Below are 17,397 nucleotides of genomic sequence, written 5' to 3'. Positions count from 1 at the left end.
GGCGTGGAGGTGGGGGCGGGCGTCGGCGGGACCGCGACCGTCTGCTGCGGAGGCTCGTCGTTCAGCACGGAGGCCACGCCGTAGCCGCCGGCGGCGAGGATCCCCGCGACCGCGGCGGTGACGCCAACTGCGCGCACCCAGCCGAACCGGGGCGGACGGGCCGCTCGGGATCGGGGCAGGTCCTCCGCGCCAGGCCGCGTTCGAGCCGTGCCAGGATCCGCGCGCGGTCGGGCCGGTGCGCCCCGGCCGCCTCGTGCAGCCGGGCGCGCAGCTCGTCGTGCACGTCCCGCCCGGTCACCGCGCGGCGGTCGCGGTCAGCGGTACCGCGCTCGAAGCGGCCCGGAGAACGCTGGGGGACTGGCGGCAGCTGGTGGCCGACTGGGCACAGGAGCCGTCCAGGCCGATCCCCGCCGATGTCCTGCGACACACCCATGCCGTGCTGGCTGATGATCTCGGCGTCCCCGCCGTCCTGGACACGCTGGGCACCCTGGCGACGCGCGCCGACGTACCGGCCGGTGCCAAGTTCGAGACGTTCGCCTTTCTCGACCGTGTCCTCGGACTGGACCTCGCGCGCGAGGTGGGTCACCAGCACCGGGCGGCACCATGATGTCGGGTGCGCGGGCCTCATGGCGAGGGTCGTTGCAACGGCCCCAGCGCATTCACTCCGCCGAGGCCGCCCTTCCGGATCGTCACACGTGAGAGTGCTCGATCCATGTTCAATTGTACGACCGCGGGGCAGACGGCTGGGAAGAGAGCGGGCCATCGGGCAGGCCAGCTCAGCCGCGTGCTTCCTCTTCGGCCTCCATGCGACGGATTCCCTGGTGGGTCAGGGAGACCATCGCGGGTGTATTGCCCGGCTCCCAGTCGACGGTGATCAGCTCCTCCCCAGCCAGGTACGTGCAGGCCGCGGCCAGGTCCTCCTCGGGGATGCGCAGGTCGTTCCGCAGCTTCCGCCCCGGGACTCCGAGGAGACGGTTGCCTTCGGTGGCTTCGTAGAGGGCGGTCAGGACCCGTTCGCGGTAGACCTGTCGCTCGCGCAGTGTCGCCATGACCTGGTCCCTTCAGGGGGCGGGCGAGAGGCCGGTGGGTCGGTTGTCCCGATGTCGGGCGGGGGCCCCACCCGCGGCCTTCGGTCGGAGGAGTGGTCAGGGGTGGTGGTCAGGGCCAGGTGCCCGTGCGCCTGCGGTGGGCGGCTTGCTCCGTTGGCGTGGGGTGGCTGTGGCCGGGCGGCCGGTGAATGGCCGGGAAGGGGTCGCCGAAGTGGTGGGCGGCGATGCGTGCGTCGTGCTGGGCGTTGAGCCGGTGGATCAGGCGGGTGCCGAGCGCGATCAGCAGGGCGATCGCGGCGGTGGTGATCAGGGTTTCCATGGGGTCACCTCCGCGGGTTCGCGGGCATGGCGATCATCCGCGCGCCGGCGACCGGCTGCCGGAGCGGTGGCAGGGCGGACCCGCCGTCGGTCTCCCAGGCGTCCTCGCTGCTTTGGGCGTCCCGCATGCGGCGGCCGGTCGCGGTTTCGTCGGACATCAGGACACCGGCGGTGAGGATGCTGCCGGGGGTGGCTGCGGCGGCCATGAGCCGAGCGGCTGTGGCGGGTTCCGTCTCGGGCGGGATCACCAAGAGGTCGCAGCGGCTGACGGTGTAGGAGAGCAGGATCATCTTGTCGGAGTCCTGTTCGGTGAACCAGCCCACGTGCACTATGTGCCCTGTGGCGGCAACTTTGTGCGGGACGACGGGCCAGCGGGTGGGGTTCACCATGACGCGCGTGATGCGTCCGAAGCGGCCCTCCAGCGTGTCCATGAGGGGTGGAAGCTCGGCTTCGAGGTCGCGTGACTCAGGCCACCAAGCGCCGTCCGACTGGCCGACGAGGGTGGTCTCAGGTGTCAGCGACAGGCGCGCCGAGAGCGGGGTGCGAGGGTGGCGGTCATGAACGCGGACCCGTCTCCGGGCCGCCCTGCAGGGCGGCCCAGTGTCTTGATCGCCGGAAACGACGTCCGCGTGGGAGCGGGTGCTCGACTTACTCCCGGTACTTTCAGCGTACTCCGTCCAGTGGTAGGACGAGCCGTTCTGACCAGGTGATTCCCCACCGGGCACGCCGTCCGGCCGATGGCCGCGGGCATCACCGCAGGCGCGCGGGTACCGTGAGAACCACGGCGGTATCGCGCCGGCCATGAGGTGTCGGCGACCCCGCGCAGGCAGGCGGACCAACATGGCCGAATCCGACACTCCCACCCCTCAAAAGCTCCTTCCGGACGAGATCCACCGAGCGGTGAAACCTGGCACCGCCCTGCTCCGGCTGCAGACGACCCACTCCCGTGTAGGCGCCCTCGACGGCGCCTGGTGGCCCCGCTCCCGGGACGTCACGGCCGAGCTGCCCGCCCTGATCCAGGTGCTCACCGCACACCTCGGCCCCGTCACGCGCGTCGGCCTGGACGCGGACGCCTGGGAGGAGGTCCCGACGCGTGTGATCGTCGACGAGCGTGTCGTGCACCTCGACTCCTTCCCCGTCGGCGACGACACCGTCCTCATCACTCGAGGCGACAAGGACCACTTCGCCCTGATGGTGGTGCCGCCGGACACGGCACCCGACGCGGCACGCGAGGCCATGACCCGTGCGGTCCGGGCCGACAACGTCACCCAGGCCGCCGAGATCCTCGTCGCCACGCCTCCCGAACCAGCGGCCGACCGCGGGGAGTCGGCATGATCCGGATGGCGGACAGCCGTGAGTGGCGGACCCACGACGTGGTGGACACGGGGGCCGCAGGATCGGAGAGCTAGAAGGCGATCTACGTCGGCACCAGCCCCCATGAGCAATGCCGCCCACGCCGACTCGCCGCCCGCCAGGCCGGCGGCGCGCCCCCCGACCCCCGTACCGGAGCCGAAGCCGTTACGACGGAGGGACGGCGACGGCCCCTGTCGCCGGGCGGGAACAAGGGGCCGTCACCACGGGAGTTCCGGCGAGGGGGCCGGGGGAGCGTCGTTTCTCCAACGCGCCCGCGGGCGGCGAAGTCACGCCGCCACAGACGTACGCCGTGCCGACCAGGGGTTCGACCTACCGGCCTTCCACGTAGTCGGCGGCGCGTTCGGCGGCCTCCTCCCGGGACAGCCTCTGACTCTGACGGGGATGCCTCTACCGCGAGGAGCGGAAGAAGAACCGGCTGGTCAGGGAGGCGGACTTCCCCCATCCGAAGCGGCTGGAGGACTTCGAGTTCGAGAAGAAGCCGAACGTCACCCCCGAACAGTTCAGCACCCTGGCCGACCCGGCCTGGGTGAAGGCGGGCCTGCCGCTTTGCCTGATCGGAGACTCCGGCACCGGCAAGTCGCACGTACTGATCGGCATCGGTACGGCGATCGCCGAGGCGGGCATGGAGGTCCGCTACACGACCACGTCGAACCTCGTCAACGAGCTCGCCGAGGCGGCCGACGAGAAGAAGCTCGGCCGGACGCTGGCCCGCTACGGGCGCGTTGACCTGCTGTGTGGACGAGCTCGGCTATCTCGACCTGGACAAGCCCGGTGCGAAACTGCTGTTCCAGGTGTTCACCGAACGCGAAGAACGACGCGCGATCGCCATCGCCTCGAACGCTCCGTTCTCGGAGTGGAAGCAGACGTTCACCGATCCCCGGGTTTGCGCGGCGCTCGTGGACGGGGTGACGTTCAACGTGCATATTGTCGCGACCAGCACGGACTCGTTCCGCTTTGCGCACGGTGCGGCGGTCCAGGCCGAGCTACCGGGCCACGGAGCTGTGGCTGCGGCCGGTGTGCGTCAGAGCGTGCACGGCCCCGAACAACCTTCGGCCATGGCGCCCGGCCTGGGTGTCTTCCGCGGCGTCCTCGGCGGTCTCCTCGATCGGTGTTGATTCGGTCTCGCTGACCGGTGGCAGTGCTGCGGGCAGGCAGCCGCGGTGGGCGGAGGCGATGTCCTGGACACGGCGGGAGAGCCCCTGCCAAAGGTAGAAACGGTCGCTGACCTGCACGGCTTCGGGGGTGCCGACGGTGATGCCCTGCCGGTAGGTTAGGGAGCCGTCGCGGCAAGCCACCTCGACACCTGGGTGCTCGCGGAGCCACTGGCTGAGCTGTTGCGCGTCGCGTCCTTCCCGGAGGGTGAGCGGGAGCCGGGTGGTGGCGTCGACCAGGAGGGTGCCGTAGGTGTCGCCGTAGAGCGCGAAGTCGTCCGTCCCCAGCACCCGGGACGTTTCCAGTGGTGGAAGCGGCACCCGCATCACTGAGACAGAACCGTGCACCGGGAGAGCGTGACGTTCAGGATGCGCAGCATCCGGGAACCGCCCCGCCCGGCCAGTACCACACCAACGGCCTCAACCAGGCGCTGCAGCTCTGGTGTGCGCCGCTGGTAATGCACGGTCAGTCCCGCCACTTGCTCGGTGAAGGTCAGTTTCGGGCAAGCGGGGTTCGCAGTACAGGCGGCGTACGGACTAGGCGCTGTTTCTCGGATCTGCTGACGTGAGTGGGGGGTTGGGGCCAGGCTGGTCGTATGGGCCGTGGTGATTTGACGAAGGCGGAGTGGGATCGGCTGGAGTCGTTCTTACCTCAGGGTGGTGCGCGTGGGGGCCGGTGGAGTGATCACCGTCGGGTGATCAACGGGGTGCTCTTATCGGGTGCGGACGGGTGTGCAGTGGCGGGACTTGCCGGAGCGCTTCGGGCCGTGGGAAGCTGTCTATAAACGGCATCGCCGCTGGTCAGCGGATGGAACGTGGACAATGCTGCTGTCGCAGGTGCAGGCCGCCGAGGACGCTGCGGGGGGAATCGACTGGGACGTGTCGGTCGACTCAACCGCGGTCCGGGCCCACCAGCACGCCGTCGGCGCGAGGAAAGCACCGCCGGCCGCGCCCCCTCAAAAGGGGTCCGACTGGGGGACGAACCAGGTCGATCCGGTGCTGAGGAAGCTGACCGCCCGGCTGGAGGAGGTGGTCAGATCGGCGAGTGCCTGGGACGTTCCCGCGGAGGATTCACCACCAAAATCCACCTCGCTGCGGAGGGACGATGCCGGCCCCTCGCCCTCGTCCTGACACCGGGACACTATGGTGACGGCCTTCAGTTCGAGCGGGTGCTGGAGCGGATCTCCGTGCCTCGCGCCGGAGTTGGGCGATCTCGCACCCGTCCCGACCATGTCCTGGCGGACAAGGCCTACACGTCGCGGCACAACCGCCGCTACCTGCGACGACGGCACATCCGGCACACCATCCCCGAACGCCTCGACCAGCAACGGCACCGGCAGAACCGCGGTTCCCGAGGCGGCCGGCCGACCGGCTTTGACAGCGAGCGCTACAAGAAACGCAACACCGTCGAACGCGCCATCAACCGGCTGAAGAACTTCCGGGCCGTCGCCACCCGCTACGAGAAACGCGCCTACATCCTCCTCGGCACTGTTATCCTGGCAACCCTCATGATCTGGCTCCGTACATGATCCGAGAAACAGCGCCTAGTGGATGTGCAGAGGCCGGCCTCCGAGAGTGATGTCGGCGAGGCGCCGTATGTAGCGGCTGTGGACCCACGCGCCGGGCTTCGCCGCATCCCGGACATTCCGCTGGAACACCGAACCTCGTGCGGGCGCGGACCGTCACGGCCGCATCGGAGACATCAACCGAGACCACCAGTACATTTGCCAACTGGGGTAACTGACTTGCTAGTTCGACAGAGCACAGCCCAGGCTGCCCCTTACGGCGACCGGCCCACCGTGTCAACGAGATGATCTCCAGCTGCGAAAATCTTGCCAGAGCCACATTCATGCGTACGCCGACAATGGCACGTGATCAAAGCTCGATGGCACAGGACAAGGTGCGCTCCGGACCTCGGGGAGCTGTGGCCTGGTGGCTGGCGCGCGCTGAAGTCGCAGTCGTGGTGGGATCGACGGTCACGGACAAGGTCGAAGACCATCACAGCGGGGGAGTAGGGCGGAGGGCGCAGCACCGACGGGCGCGGCTTGCTCTGGAACCGCTACGGCCGGACCCAGACCGGTCGGCCCGGCACGATCCGCCGCGAGCCGTGGATCGTCCACATCCTCGCTTGTGACCGGAACGGCCCGGGTGAACGCCGCACCGATCAGTCCGCTGGTCATCGCAGGGCGGGGACCTCGATAGGTGTCGGCCTCCAGCCCGCTGGCCAGTTCCAGGACGAAGGAGTCCCGCTCGGCCGTGGGCAACGCCACCACGACCAGGTCGGCCCCGGCGATCTCGCGCGCCCGGTCGGCGATCAGAGCGAGCACCGCGCCGCGCGGACTGCCGGACAGCAGACTGTGCGTGACCTCGGCCGTCGCCTGGAGCCACAACTCCCGCTGCTGCGACCTCTCGTACAGGCGGGCGTTGTCGATGGCCACCCCCGCCGCCACGGCGAGAGTGGTCAGGATCGACTCGTCCTCAGCGTCGAACTGGGCGCCGCCCAGCTTCTCGGTGAGGTACAGATTGCCGAACACCTGGCCGCGTATACGGATCGGCACACCCAGAAAACTGTTCATCGGGGGGTGGCCGGCGGGAAATCCGTACGAGGACTCGTGCTCCGAGATTCTCGGCAGACGCAGGGGTTCGGGGTGCGCGATCAGCTCGCCGAGGATGCCATGGCCGGAAGGCGACGGGCCGATCGAGGCGGCGCCCACGTCGTCTATGCCGACGGTCAAGAACTGGACGAGCTTCTCGTGATCGGGTCCGATGACGCCGAGCGCGCCATATCGCGCATGCACCAAGGTCGTCGCCGCCTTCACCACGTGCCGCAGGACGTGTTCCAGGTCCAGGTCACGGCCGACTGACATCATTACTTCCATCAGGTCCTGGACCCGGTCGCGGGTGCCGTGTGCCGCGTCCAGTCGGCACTTAAGAAGTGCGAGTCGCTCCGCGCACTCCCTCTGCTTGCCCTGTGTGCCGCTGTCCTGGGTATGCTCCACCGGAAATTCTCCTCTGGGCTGCGACAAGACTGACCATCGGGACTACAGGTGCCGCGGAGCCGTTCAGGAGTGCCTCGACCGCGTGACGAATAGGCGGACAGGGCCGCGGTTCGCTTGGGCTCCACCACGGCTAAGCGTGTCTGGGTCGGTTCTCGCCGTGGTGTACCACTCCAGCCGCCCCGCGGGGTACCTGGGCGGCGATGACCGCTGCCTGCACACGCCGCTCCACCCCGAGCTTCGCCAGCAGGCGAGAGATGTGATTCTTGATCGTCTTCTCAGCGAGATAGAGCCGCTGGCCGATCTCACGGTTGGTCAGTCCTTCGCCGATCAGGGCGAGGATGTCACGTTCGCGGTCCGTCAGACCGTACAGAGCGCCCACCTTCGGCTCCCCGTGGTGTTCCCCCCGTAGCCGCGACATCAACCGGGCGGCAGCGCTGGGATCCAGCATGGATCGGCCGGAGCCCACGGTGCGCACCGCAGCGACGAGGTCGGCGCCCTGGATCAGCTTGAGCACGTATCCGGATGCCCCGGCCATGACGGCGTCCAGCAGGGCTTCCTCGTCATCGAAGGACGTCAGCATCAGGCAGGCGAGGTCGGGCAGCTCGAGCGCAATTCCCGACAGACATCCACACCGTTGCCGTCGGGGAGCCGTACGTCGAGCACCGCCACGTCCGGGCGTAGGGCCGGGACCCGCGTCAGAGCCTGTTCCGCGGTCCCCGCTTCCCCGACGACGCTGATGTCGGGTTCGTCACCGAGGAGATCACGTACACCGCGCCGGACCCCTTCGTGATCATCGAGGAGGAAAACCCGGATCGGATTCTCAACACTGCGTGAACCGCTGTCCGGCACGGACCGCTCCCTCAGCGCTGTCGGCCGCGCAGTCGGCGGGGACAAGCGCCCCCGCAATGTCCAGACTGCAGCATTCCTCGTTCTGCGGCCAGGGCCAGCTGGCCCTCCTTGAACGGCTGACGTCCAGAACCCGGTGGGGGCACCCACCAGGCGGTCGCCGATGCATCGCCTCAGCCTCAGGTGTTACCCGCAGCATTGGAAAGGTCGCGCTCCGGCTGGAGTTCGCCGAGATGCTGATGCGCGAGGTCACCGAGGTCGAAGGTTTGCGAGCTCCAGGACGATTACCGCCAGGCGTTTGGAGCAGCTGGTCACCGTGAAGGGTCTGGCGCAGAACTGGCGCAGGTGCCGGAGCCTCAGCCGCCGGTGGACCTGATGGATGCGCTGAAGGAATCGGTGCTTCGGGCTGTGTGTCGGTGTCGGGGAGGGGCCGACGCTGCCCGATCAAGTGCTTGGGGGGACATGTGCCCTCTAACGAGTGACAGTGATCGGTCACGATCGCTAGGGTCGAATATTCGACCTTTACCGCCAGGGTTCACCACCCTTCCCGTCCTGCTTAGTGATCACAAGGATGAGCCTGAGCTGTCACTCGTCGTAGGAGGTTCAGGTGTGGGATGCGATGTGGATGCGCAGTATTGAGTGGCTTGCTGCGGCGGCTCCGGACCCCCGTGCGTGCAAAAAGCAGTGGGAAGCAGATCCGGGGGTTGCGCTTTTGGAGGCCGGGCGCCGCTGGAACGTTCTCAGCACGCCCGAGCATCTCGGCCTGCTCGCTCTTGAGGTGCTATGGGATGATCGGACCCGGCGACCTGGGGCGACACTGCTGCATCGCAAGATGCGCAGGATCGGCTTCTTCCTGCCCTGTGACGCCGACGACGAGTGGTTCGGGACAGGACTGCGGTACGCCCAGCGCGGATGCTGGGTCGCTGTGCCGCCTCCCTATCGCGAGTCAGGGCATCTGGAATGGATCATCCCACCCAGCGGCGAGAACGACTTGTACGCACCGGAAGTACTGGAGGCCGCTCTGAGAGCAGCCACGACTGCTCAAGCTCTTTGGGCGATGGCTCTGGAACGTCAGCGGCGCCCCTCCCTCCCGGTGCCGGCCGACCCCACGCCGGAGTCATTACCCTGACCACGCGCCGATCTGTACCGTGATCGCAGATGCGTGAAGCCGAAGTCGGGCGAATTTGCGCAAGCAGACTTGGCTCCACGGCCCGCGCTGCGCTGACCACCGTGTTAAGTCTGCACGGGCCGACGGTGAGCGGTGCGTTTCGATGGCGAATGTGCTGTGCACCGTGGGCAGCGTTGATACCGATCCGTCAGCTGGGTGTCCGAGTACAGCCGAGCAGCGCCCGGAGCGCTTCGGAGCTGATGCGGCCGCACGCGACAGCCGTTCATGCGAGATGCTCGGCTGGGAACTCCCAGCCGAGCATCTCGCATGAACGGCTCCCGGCCCGTCAGCCGACCGCTATGTGTGACCGGCCCGGAAAGTGGCCTTCTGCGGCTTTGGTCATCGATGGTCGGGATGCCATGGCCCGCAGGGCGGTAGTTCAGCGGTGGTTCGGGCTGCTGCCAAGGCCGGCCGAGCTTGACGGGCGTTATTCGTTACCGGCTCAGTCGGCAAACGCCGGCACGCGCCTCGCGTGGTCAGAGAAGGCCGAAGCCGAGGTCGAGTCCCGGCCCCGTCTCGGCGACGGCGCCATTCCTGGCCAGTGTGTCCTCGCCGCTGCAGATCTGCTGGACCGAGGCCGAAGACGCCGGGCCGCTCCCAAGGAGCGTGATGGGCCCGGTCGCGAGGTTGATCAGACCGAGCTGGCGCGTGTCATCGCTGACCCGAGACCGCTGCTCGCACACGACCACGTTGCCGTCCCTGCCCTTGCCTCTGCCGTCCCGGTCGCCGTACGCGTCGGCGGCCGCGGCAACACCGGCCCCGAGCATGCTGAGACTCCCGAGCATGGCGGCCACCAGGGCAGCGTTACGAAGCTTGCGCACAACATCTCCACTTCCGTCAGAGTCGACGTGATAAACGATGGGTGGAACTGGGCGGGATAAACGTTAAACCCTTTTTGTGACATTTTGGTGCAACGCGCCGAGGTGTCACCTCGTTCTGGAGGGGCTGGGCGGCTGCGGCCATGACGGGATGCGGTCGACGTCGGCCCTGTGGTCTTGCCTCGTCCGTGCCGTGCGTTGCCCCCTGGGCCGCCCGGTCGGGGCCAGAGTTCCGGGGTGATGGGAGGTGCGGGTGGCTCTGGGCGGTTGTGGCTGCCGCGCGTATCGCCCATGAGTGGCCCAACCCGTTGGGCTTGCCGTTGGGCCGGGCTCTGGGGTGCTCGACGTGGGGGCGTCCCGTGCCACGATGGTTCCGGGCCGTGCCGGTGAACCCCCGTGCATCCGCTCGAACCGCCGGCGGACCGCACGGGCCCCCTGGCCCCGCGCGTCCTGACGACCTTGCTCAGAGCCGAGGGCCTCCACACCGCAGTTCAAGGGCCCAGGCTGATCCGGGACTCTCTCGTGTCGAGCGGTTCCGCGGGTGGCGATTTCTGCCGATGTCGTGGTTCGCAGTGCATGTCGCGCCCGGGGTGCGGGCATTTGGCTGTGCAGTACCAACCAACCTCCGGGACCGTGTGATGCGGGTCCGGGTATCAACGGAAGGCAGCAGCATGGCCAGCGGAACCGTCAAGTGGTTCAACGCCGAAAAGGGTTTCGGGTTCATCGAGCAGGACGGCGGCGGGCCGGACGTCTTCGCGCACTACTCCAACATCAATGCATCCGGCTTCCGGGAACTTCAGGAAGGCCAAGCCGTCACCTTCGACGTGATGCAGGGCCAGAAGGGCCCACAGGCGGAGAACATCACGCCGGCCTGATCCTCCGAGCGAGATTAGGTTGGAGACGCACTCGTGCGCACGGAACATGATCGGCACTTACGCCGAGCTGGTACGCGGGACGGGGAACCCGCGGGCAGCCGACATCGGGTGCGGGCCTTGACATCTGACGGCCATGTTGCACGAACTGGGGCTGGATGCCTTCGGGCGCGACCTCTCCTCGGGCATGGGCTACCACGCCCCGGGCCGCTGAGCCTCCCGCACCCACGCGCGCCCGGCACATCCTGGAGGCGGGGGCCGGGACGACGACTGAAGGCTGCAGCCAGGGGCGCAGATCGCTGTCGACGAGGTTACGACCCCTCCGACCCCTCGGCGAACGTGGTGGTGTGGTCGGCGGCCCACTGGCGAAGCGTTCGTGGCGCCGTCCCGAGGATGTCGGCCACCGCTGTGGTGATGTACGCGGGCTGTCCGACTGCCGCGCTCCACGCGGCGAGCAGCATGTCGACGACCGAGCTGGGCGCCGTGCCAGCCGACAGGCTTTGAAACTCGTCCGGCGTCATCTCCTCGAATGCGATCCGGCGCCCCAGGGCGTCACCGATGACGCCCACCTGCGCGGCTTGGGTCAGCGATTCGGGGCCCGTAAGGACGTAGTCGCCTCCGGCGTGTCCGTCCTGGTGGAGCGTCCGCGCCGCGACGGCTGCGATGTCGCGGTCGTCGACCGGCGCCGTCTCCGCAGCGCCGTAAGGCCACCGGACGACGTCGCCGGCCCGGATCGCGGACGCCCACCAGGCCAGCGAGTTCGACGCGAACATCCCCGGCCGGATGATCGTCGACTCGAGTCCGGTGGTTGCGATGAGCCGCTCGATGTCGGCGTGCAGCACCGCCATGGGAATGGGCTGCTGGAAGAAGGGGTGCGGCGTCTGGTGCGGGGGAGGAGAGGAACGAGGCGGTCGATCCGGCCCCTCGCCCCGGCGCGAGGCGGCACGCGTTGTACGTGACCGCAGGTCCGGCATCACACCCTTGACGGCGCTGCACCGGCACTTCCGGGCCGGCCTCGATGGGTACGACCCCGTCACCGGCCTCAACGATCACCCCGAGGTGGTGGCGTTCCATCGGCTGGTGTTCACCACAGCGAGCCTGGCGGCACGGCTCACGCGGTACCAGCTCGAGGACGAGGAGGCACTGGCGGACGCCCTCGGCGAAGGCATCCAGGCACGTCTGCGAGCCGCCCAGGTACTCGCGGTCCAACGGGTGCTCGCCCGGACCAACTGGCAGAAGATCGCCGACGGTCGAACCGCCCACGACGTCCACCCCGAGGCTGTAACCGACGCCGACCAGGCATTCAACCAACTGCGGTGACAGGCGACACCCCCGGTCGAAGAAGGCTCCGCGGCCTGGTGCACGCGTTGCCACCGGCCCCGTTAGGCCGCTTCCGCGCTGTTTCGATCGATGCCGGCGCCCTTTGGCCATCGCTGGATGCGACAACGGTCCAGGTCACGAAGGCTCCGGCGGTTCGGCGACCGCAGTAGTGCGAGCAACCTTCCCCGGGAAGGCGGGAGTTCCCAGTGACAGCCTCCTGCTTCCGGGCGATCTCGCGCCCTTTGCGAAGCCGCCTTTCGACTCCCGGTCCGCCCGGTAAACGGCTCGCGCGAGGTAGCGTCTCGGATCTACCCTGCACCGGTGATCAGCCATGGATTCCAGGACAAAACAGGGCGACGCGTCGCCCTGCACGAGGTGAACGACGAGAACTGGCGCGCCGTTGCGGACGTCGCTCCTACGGACGACCAGCGCCGGTACGTACCCGCCCTGGCAGCTCGCTACCTCCTGCTGTCTATGCGTGAGGGTGTGTGGCGCTCGCTCGCCGTCTGCGCCGACGACACGGTCGTGGGGCACATCATGTGGGGTCGTGACGAGGACGGCTCGTACTGGATCGGCGGCATGCTGATCGACGGTACCCAGCAGGGCAGGGGAGTGGGCCGCGCAGCGGCGCGCACCCTCATCGCATGGTTGGCGGCCCGTGAGGACTGCTGGGTAGTTCGTCTGTCGTACCTCCCCACCAACACGGCGGCCAGGGACCTGTACGCCTCGTTGGGGTTCCGGCCGACGACGGCTACCGAGGGGGACGAGGTGGTTGCCGAGCTGCCACGCAAGGTCGGCCGGCGCGACGTCGCCTTGAACGGGTACTGACCGGGCCGGTGTTCCCAGCTTCCGGGTGCAGCACCAGGTCAGGCGTGATCCACGGCGCGCAGGGCCCGTGCCGGCCAAACGACGTGGGCTTCCTGGGAAGCAACCTGTTCGCACCATGCACCAAATACCTCCAGCAGATCCCCTGCAGGACCTGCATGACGCAGCACGCGCCGCCGGAAATCTCCATCGCCTACGTCGGAATCGAGCCGACCAAGAAGGACAGGCCTCGAGCCCACTCGATCACTCGAAACTGGGCACCATGGCGCGTGGAGTTCCCGCTGCTTGACAGGCTAGACCAGCGTAAAGAGATCCTTGGCTTCGTTCACTTCAAGCGGCAGCGTTTGTCCAGCGGTTCGGGCGTCAGCTGGCGGTCGACGGTGGTCTGAGAGGGCGTTAAGTCCGTTTCTGGTAGCGGCCTCGTCCGGGTTGGGTGAGGAAGCCTTGTCGGGTGAGGGGTCCGAGGCAGCTACGCGTGACGTTCACGGCCGGGTCGTCAGCTGGTATGCCGAGGAGGTCGTCAGTTCGCCGGCCCAGGTGTTGGCCGCGTCGTGGCGGGCCTGGAGGTTGGTGAGGAGTTCGGTGATGTTCACGCGGCCGCCTGGAGGGTGTCGCGCCAGGACGGAGTGGGTGTGGTGAGGCGGCGGGTCATGTTTGCTGTGGAGGCCCAGTGGACCGGGGAACAATCCCTCAGTCGGCCCTGCCTTCCACCCGCACAAGCCCCAACTCGTAAGCCATAATCACGGCCTGCGCTCGATCCCGCAGCTTCAGCTTCGCGAACAGCCGGTTGATATGGGTCTTCACGGTGTGATCCGTGATCGTGAGCCGGCTCGCGATCTCCGTATTGGACAGCCCCCGAGCGATCAAGGTAAGCACCTCCGCCTCACGCGCCGTGAGCTCCCCCACGGAGTGAACCGGCAGTCGCGAGGTCCGCGCATGCACGAACTCGCCGATCACCCGCTTGGTTATCTCGGGCGAGAGCAGGGCGTTCCCGGCCGCCACTACTCGCACCGCGTGCAGTAGTTCGGGAAAGGTGGCGTCCTTGAGCAGAAAGCCGCCCGCGCCGGCCGCGAGCGCGTCGTACACGTACTCGTCGAGCCCGAAGGTCGTCAGCATCAGGATCTTCGTCGTGCCCCCGGAGGCGGCCAGAATCTCGCGGGCTGCTTCGATGCCGTTCTTGTGCGGCATCCGGATATCGAGGAGCGCGAGGTCGGGCCGGGTCTCGGCGGCGATGCGTACCGCCTGCACACCGTCCTCGGCCTCGCCCACGACCTCGATGTCCTCCTGAGTGTTAAGGAGGTTCATAAAGCCGGTGCGGACGACCGCCTGATCGTCAGCGACCAGTGCCCTGATCACACCCAACTCCTTCTTCATGCCGATCACCCGGTCCCCCAGGGAAGCTCTGCCTCCACCAGGAAACCTCCGTCCGGGCCCGCGCCCGCGCTGAGCCGACCGCCGACCAGGGCCGCCCGCTCCCGCATCCCGGTCAGGCCGTGGCCCGCGCCGGAGCCTGGAGCGGAAGCAGGGCCCGGGCCGTCGTCGTGGATGCGCAGCGTGAGCAGCCGGTCGGCGCCGTAGTCGATCTCCACAAGGGTACGGGCGTCGGGCGCGTGCTTGCGCGCATTGGTCAGCGCCTCCTGGGTGATCCGGTAGGCGGACAGCTCCCATGCGGCGGGCAGCGACACCTGCTCCCCGGTGACTCTCAATTCGACTTCGCCGCCCACTGCCCGGTGCTGCTCGACGAGTTCCGCGAGGTGGTCAAGGGTCGGCTGCGGGGTGGTGAGGGCTGTGTCACCCTGGCCTTGGGGGGTGCGCAGGACACCGAGGAGGCGGCGCAGTTCGGCCATCGAGGAGCGGGCGGTGCCGGCGATCTGCTGGAAGCCGTCGCGGGCTTCGGGGGTGAGTCCGGGGGTGGTGTACGTGGCACTCTCGGCCTGCACGGCGATCATCGACACCGAGTGCGAGACGATGTCGTGCAGCTCACGGGCGATGGCGGCCCGCTCGGCCTCGGCGGCCTGCTGCCGCTCCATGGCGATCAACTGGTCCTGGGCCAGGTTCCGTTCCTTGCGGGTCTCCTCCCGGGAACGTACCGCGTCACCCATCATCACGGCCCCGAAGATGACCACGGTCAGCAGGAACGACTCGGCGAACAGACTGAGCGATCCCTTCTCCCAGAGCGCGGGCACCGGCAGGTCCATCCGCGACCAGGTGTTGATGTGCACCAGGTTCACGCACAGGGCCCCGAGCGCGGCGCCCGCGACGGTTACCGCGGGGTGCAGTACCCGGTTGCGGCCCAGGGTGTAGCAGCTGATCAGCCCGCTCGCCATGATCGAGACGTACAGGTTGACGTCCCCGGCGAACCCGAGCAGCCCCGCGGCGACCGTGAGCACCGCGACGGGGGGGAACGACCGTCGCCACATCAGCGAGGCGGAGGAGACGAGGACCCCGATCGTGGTGGTTACGGATCCGGGAAAGATGATCAGCTCCGCCACGGCACCGACGGTCAGGGCACTGCCGGTTACCCAGGGGTAGGCGGGCGCGGCGATCCAGGCGCGGGACCGCTGCTGAAGGGACGTACTCATACATCCATGGTCCGTGCTGGCGTGGGTGCGCGCGTCGCCGCACGGGTTGAGCCTGTGGCCGGATGTCATGCCACGGGTTGAGTTCCAGGTCCGGAGTCTCGGTTGATGCCTTCCGACCTGCGGATTCCTACCGTCGATGGACATGACGAAGAGTTATGAACGGTACGTGCGACACATCCAGTACGTACGTCACGAGCGGTACGTGTGGGCTGGCTGCGCGGTTGTCTCGCTGGGGCTCGCCCTGGCCTCGGATCTGGGGCCGCACCGGGTGTGGGGGGTGATGGCGGGGACGGGCTACGCGGTCGCGGCGGCCTTTGCCTGCGGTGCGCGCTCCCGCCCAGCCGCCCGGATGGTCGCGGTGGCGGGGGCCGTCGTGGTGCCGCTCGTTTGGCTGGTGAGAGCCGGGCTCGGGCAGCTGGAGGTCACGGTCGTCGAGCGGTCAGGGCAGCTGCTGCTCACGACCGGCAGCCCGTACGTCGCTGGCCCTACGGCCGTCGCCGACTTCAACCCCTACCTGCCCGGGATGGCGCTCTTCGGTGTGCTGCCCGGGGATGCGCGCTGGTGGCTGGGCGGCGCATTCGTGGCGGCCCTCGCTGCGGCCGGCCTGCAGCGATCCTGGCTGCTCGCCTGCCCTCTGGTCGCGCTGCCCCTCGCGGTGGGCGGGATCGACCTTCCGGTCGTCGGCTTGATGTGCCTCGGGGTCGTGCTCGCCGGGCAGGGGCGGCCAGGTCGGGCAGGGCTGGTGCTCGGCGCCGCCGCCGCGCTCAAGTGGACGGCGTGGCCCGCGCTGCCCGTGGCGCTGGCGCTGATCGCGGTACGCCGGGGCGGCCGACCCGCGCTGAGGTACGCGGCCGTGGCCCTGTCCACCGCGACGGCGGCGGTGCTGCCCTTCGCCCTCGCTAACCCCGCCGGCTTCTACCGGAGCGTCATCGCCTTCCCGCTGGGCCTCACCGACACCACCTCGCCGGCCGCGAGCCCGCTGCCCGGGCATCTGCTCGCGACGTACGTCCCCGGCGGCAGGGTGATCGCGCTCGCGCTCCTCGCAGTGAGCGCGCTGCTGATCGCGGTGTGGCTGGTGGTGCGGCCGCCGGGGACGGCACGGGCGGCGGCCGCCCGGCTCGCGCTCGGTCTGGGCCTGGCGATGGCTCTGATGCCCGCGACCCGTTTCGGCTATCTGGTCTATCCGCTGGTGCTCGGGGCGCTGGCGTACCGAATGTTGCAGCGGGGCAGCACCGTCACCCCTGTCGCCCCTTCCAGGGAGAAGGCCCTCGTATGACGAACAACTCCCGTCCTCGCACGCTGATCGTCACCAATGACTTCCCGCCCAGGCAGGGCGGCATCGAGACGTTCGTCCGTGAACTGGCCGACCGTTTCCCATCCGACGAGGTGGTCGTCTTCACCTCTGCGCCGAGCCCGGCTACGGCGGAGTCGGCACCCGAGGAGCCCTTTCCGTACCCGGTGATCCGCCACCGGGTACGCACCCTCCTGCCCACCCCCCGGGCCACCGCGCACGCCGCGTCCGTGGCCCGCCGGTATGGCTGCGATCGGGTTTGGTTCGGAGCGGCGGCGCCGCTCGGCCTGATGACGGCGCGGCTGAGGCGGACGACGGACATCCGTACCGCCGTCGCCACCACGCACGGCCATGAGGTGTGGTGGGCCCGCACCCTCGGCGCCCGCGGTCTGCTGCGCCGCATCGGGAACGAGGTGGACGCCCTGACCTGGCTAGGCGCCAGCACCCGCGGACCGATCGAGGCGGCCCTCACCCCCGGGACCCAGACTGCACGCCTCGTCCCCGGCGTGGACACCACGGTCTTTCACCCCGGCATCGACGGAGGCCCGGTCAGGGCCCGGTACGGCCTGAGCAGCCGCCCAGTGATCCTGTGCGCGGCCCGGCTGGTCCCGCGCAAGGGCCAAGACACCCTGATCAGGGCGCTGCCCTGGATCCGCAGGGCGGTCCCGGACGCCATGCTTCTCCTGGTCGGTGACGGTCCTTACTTCTCCGTACTACGTCGACTTGCCCTGGCCGAAGGCGTCTTGGACTCGGTCGTCTTCGCGGGCGGCCACCCCCACCACAC

At 68.7% G+C, this 17,397-nt stretch carries 17 protein-coding genes and 5 pseudogenes; 11 read left to right on the top strand and 11 right to left on the bottom strand.

The genetic code is table 11. From position 1 onward, the window contains the following. Positions 1-298, bottom strand: a pseudogene (locus E2E34_RS36535) (hypothetical protein); the annotation flags it as partial. Between E2E34_RS36535 and E2E34_RS18410 the strand changes: the two are divergent. Then, positions 236-607 carry a hypothetical protein gene (locus E2E34_RS18410; protein ID WP_167518312.1) on the top strand — a complete coding sequence of 124 codons (372 nt, stop codon included), beginning with the start codon at positions 236-238 and terminating at the stop codon, positions 605-607. The pseudogene E2E34_RS36535 and the gene E2E34_RS18410 overlap by 63 nt on opposite strands. A 169-nt stretch (positions 608-776) precedes the next feature. Here the strand turns inward: E2E34_RS18410 and E2E34_RS18405 are convergent, their stop codons facing one another. From E2E34_RS18405 to E2E34_RS18395, 3 genes are all read right to left on the bottom strand, one after another. Further along, positions 777-1,049, bottom strand: a complete 273-nt coding sequence (locus E2E34_RS18405) for a hypothetical protein (protein ID WP_138898869.1) — start codon at positions 1,047-1,049, stop codon at positions 777-779. 109 nt (positions 1,050-1,158) lie between these two features. Next, positions 1,159-1,368 (bottom strand): hypothetical protein, encoded by a 210-nt coding sequence (locus E2E34_RS18400; protein WP_138903011.1) that lies wholly within the window; start codon positions 1,366-1,368, stop codon positions 1,159-1,161. Positions 1,369-1,372: 4 nt separating this feature from the next. After that, positions 1,373-2,170 (bottom strand): DUF5994 family protein, encoded by a 798-nt coding sequence (locus tag E2E34_RS18395; RefSeq protein ID WP_425573458.1) that lies wholly within the window; start codon positions 2,168-2,170, stop codon positions 1,373-1,375. Between the two features lie 37 nt (positions 2,171-2,207). Here E2E34_RS18395 and E2E34_RS18390 point away from each other — a divergent pair, with 37 nt between their 5' ends. Beyond that, on the top strand, positions 2,208-2,702 hold the full coding sequence (locus tag E2E34_RS18390) for a DUF5994 family protein (RefSeq protein WP_138903010.1): 495 nt from the start codon (positions 2,208-2,210) through the stop codon (positions 2,700-2,702). A gap of 454 nt (positions 2,703-3,156) precedes the next feature. After that, positions 3,157-3,643: pseudogene (locus E2E34_RS18385) on the top strand (ATP-binding protein); the annotation flags it as partial. 81 nt (positions 3,644-3,724) lie between these two features. Here E2E34_RS18385 and E2E34_RS36530 read toward each other — a convergent pair. Beyond that, entirely contained in the window at positions 3,725-4,219 is a 495-nt protein-coding gene (locus E2E34_RS36530) for a transposase (RefSeq protein ID WP_244315850.1), read from the bottom strand. 269 nt (positions 4,220-4,488) lie between these two features. Here E2E34_RS36530 and E2E34_RS18375 point away from each other — a divergent pair. Beyond that, positions 4,489-5,421: pseudogene (locus E2E34_RS18375) on the top strand (IS5 family transposase). A gap of 447 nt (positions 5,422-5,868) precedes the next feature. Here the strand turns inward: E2E34_RS18375 and E2E34_RS18370 are convergent. The 3 genes and pseudogenes from E2E34_RS18370 to E2E34_RS18355 all read right to left on the bottom strand — a co-directional run bounded on the left by E2E34_RS18370 (position 5,869) and on the right by E2E34_RS18355 (position 9,726). Further along, a complete protein-coding gene (locus E2E34_RS18370) occupies positions 5,869-6,759 on the bottom strand; it encodes a GAF domain-containing protein (RefSeq protein WP_439333685.1) in 891 nt (296 codons plus the stop codon). Between the two features lie 262 nt (positions 6,760-7,021). After that, positions 7,022-7,740, bottom strand: a pseudogene (locus E2E34_RS18365) (response regulator). Positions 7,741-9,381: 1,641 nt separating this feature from the next. Continuing rightward, a complete protein-coding gene (locus E2E34_RS18355) occupies positions 9,382-9,726 on the bottom strand; it encodes a hypothetical protein (RefSeq protein ID WP_138903009.1) in 345 nt (114 codons plus the stop codon). A gap of 668 nt (positions 9,727-10,394) precedes the next feature. On the opposite strand from E2E34_RS18355, the gene E2E34_RS18350 reads away from it, so the two are divergent. Beyond that, positions 10,395-10,598, top strand: coding sequence for a cold-shock protein (locus E2E34_RS18350; RefSeq protein ID WP_138903008.1), 204 nt, complete (start codon positions 10,395-10,397; stop codon positions 10,596-10,598). Positions 10,599-10,614: 16 nt separating this feature from the next. Continuing rightward, positions 10,615-10,797: pseudogene (locus E2E34_RS36520) on the top strand (SAM-dependent methyltransferase); the annotation flags it as partial. Positions 10,798-10,906: 109 nt separating this feature from the next. Here the strand turns inward: E2E34_RS36520 and E2E34_RS18340 are convergent. Beyond that, complete coding sequence (locus E2E34_RS18340) at positions 10,907-11,437, bottom strand: Rossmann-fold NAD(P)-binding domain-containing protein (protein ID WP_244315846.1); 531 nt, start codon at positions 11,435-11,437, stop codon at positions 10,907-10,909. A gap of 139 nt (positions 11,438-11,576) precedes the next feature. Here E2E34_RS18340 and E2E34_RS18335 point away from each other — a divergent pair, with 139 nt between their 5' ends. From E2E34_RS18335 to E2E34_RS18325, 3 genes are all read left to right on the top strand, one after another. Next, a complete protein-coding gene (locus E2E34_RS18335) occupies positions 11,577-11,915 on the top strand; it encodes a hypothetical protein (RefSeq protein ID WP_244315844.1) in 339 nt (112 codons plus the stop codon). A 321-nt stretch (positions 11,916-12,236) separates the two neighbouring features. Beyond that, positions 12,237-12,743: a GNAT family N-acetyltransferase gene (locus tag E2E34_RS18330; RefSeq protein ID WP_138903007.1), complete on the top strand. Its 507-nt coding sequence runs from the start codon at positions 12,237-12,239 to the stop codon at positions 12,741-12,743. A 155-nt stretch (positions 12,744-12,898) separates the two neighbouring features. Further along, a complete protein-coding gene (locus E2E34_RS18325; protein ID WP_138903006.1) occupies positions 12,899-13,129 on the top strand; it encodes a hypothetical protein in 231 nt (76 codons plus the stop codon). 301 nt (positions 13,130-13,430) lie between these two features. On the opposite strand, the gene E2E34_RS18320 is transcribed toward E2E34_RS18325, so the two are convergent. Together E2E34_RS18320 and E2E34_RS18315 are read right to left on the bottom strand one after the other, a co-directional pair. Further along, complete coding sequence (locus E2E34_RS18320; protein WP_138903014.1) at positions 13,431-14,114, bottom strand: response regulator; 684 nt, start codon at positions 14,112-14,114, stop codon at positions 13,431-13,433. A 5-nt stretch (positions 14,115-14,119) separates the two neighbouring features. Continuing rightward, positions 14,120-15,322, bottom strand: a complete 1,203-nt coding sequence (locus E2E34_RS18315) for a sensor histidine kinase (RefSeq protein WP_138903005.1) — start codon at positions 15,320-15,322, stop codon at positions 14,120-14,122. 142 nt (positions 15,323-15,464) lie between these two features. Between E2E34_RS18315 and E2E34_RS18310 the strand changes: the two genes are divergently transcribed. Then, positions 15,465-16,598, top strand: a complete 1,134-nt coding sequence (locus tag E2E34_RS18310; protein ID WP_244315842.1) for a glycosyltransferase 87 family protein — start codon at positions 15,465-15,467, stop codon at positions 16,596-16,598. Next, positions 16,595-17,397, top strand: an 803-nt coding sequence (locus E2E34_RS18305; protein WP_138903004.1) for a glycosyltransferase family 4 protein, incomplete at its 3' end; no start/stop codon positions are given. The genes E2E34_RS18310 and E2E34_RS18305, both read left to right, overlap by 4 nt.

This window comes from Streptomyces albidochromogenes (assembly GCF_005981925.1).
In the GTDB taxonomy this organism is placed as follows: domain Bacteria; phylum Actinomycetota; class Actinomycetes; order Streptomycetales; family Streptomycetaceae; genus Streptomyces; species Streptomyces albidochromogenes.
Note: the sequence above shows the minus strand (reverse complement) of the source record. Positions and strands in the feature narration are given on the sequence as shown.

Coding starts and splice junctions, on each gene's coding strand:
- E2E34_RS18405 (WP_138898869.1), bottom strand. CDS start 1,049: ATGGCGACACTGCGCGAGCGACAGGTCTACCGCGAACGGGTCCTGACC.
- E2E34_RS18400 (WP_138903011.1), bottom strand. CDS start 1,368: ATGGAAACCCTGATCACCACCGCCGCGATCGCCCTGCTGATCGCGCTC.
- E2E34_RS18395 (WP_425573458.1), bottom strand. CDS start 2,170: ATGGCCGGCGCGATACCGCCGTGGTTCTCACGGTACCCGCGCGCCTGC.
- E2E34_RS18390 (WP_138903010.1), top strand. CDS start 2,208: ATGGCCGAATCCGACACTCCCACCCCTCAAAAGCTCCTTCCGGACGAG.
- E2E34_RS36530 (WP_244315850.1), bottom strand. CDS start 4,219: ATGCGGGTGCCGCTTCCACCACTGGAAACGTCCCGGGTGCTGGGGACG.
- E2E34_RS18370 (WP_439333685.1), bottom strand. CDS start 6,759: ATGTCAGTCGGCCGTGACCTGGACCTGGAACACGTCCTGCGGCACGTG.
- E2E34_RS18350 (WP_138903008.1), top strand. CDS start 10,395: ATGGCCAGCGGAACCGTCAAGTGGTTCAACGCCGAAAAGGGTTTCGGG.
- E2E34_RS18325 (WP_138903006.1), top strand. CDS start 12,899: ATGACGCAGCACGCGCCGCCGGAAATCTCCATCGCCTACGTCGGAATC.
- E2E34_RS18320 (WP_138903014.1), bottom strand. CDS start 14,114: ATGAAGAAGGAGTTGGGTGTGATCAGGGCACTGGTCGCTGACGATCAG.
- E2E34_RS18315 (WP_138903005.1), bottom strand. CDS start 15,322: ATGAGTACGTCCCTTCAGCAGCGGTCCCGCGCCTGGATCGCCGCGCCC.
- E2E34_RS18310 (WP_244315842.1), top strand. CDS start 15,465: ATGACGAAGAGTTATGAACGGTACGTGCGACACATCCAGTACGTACGT.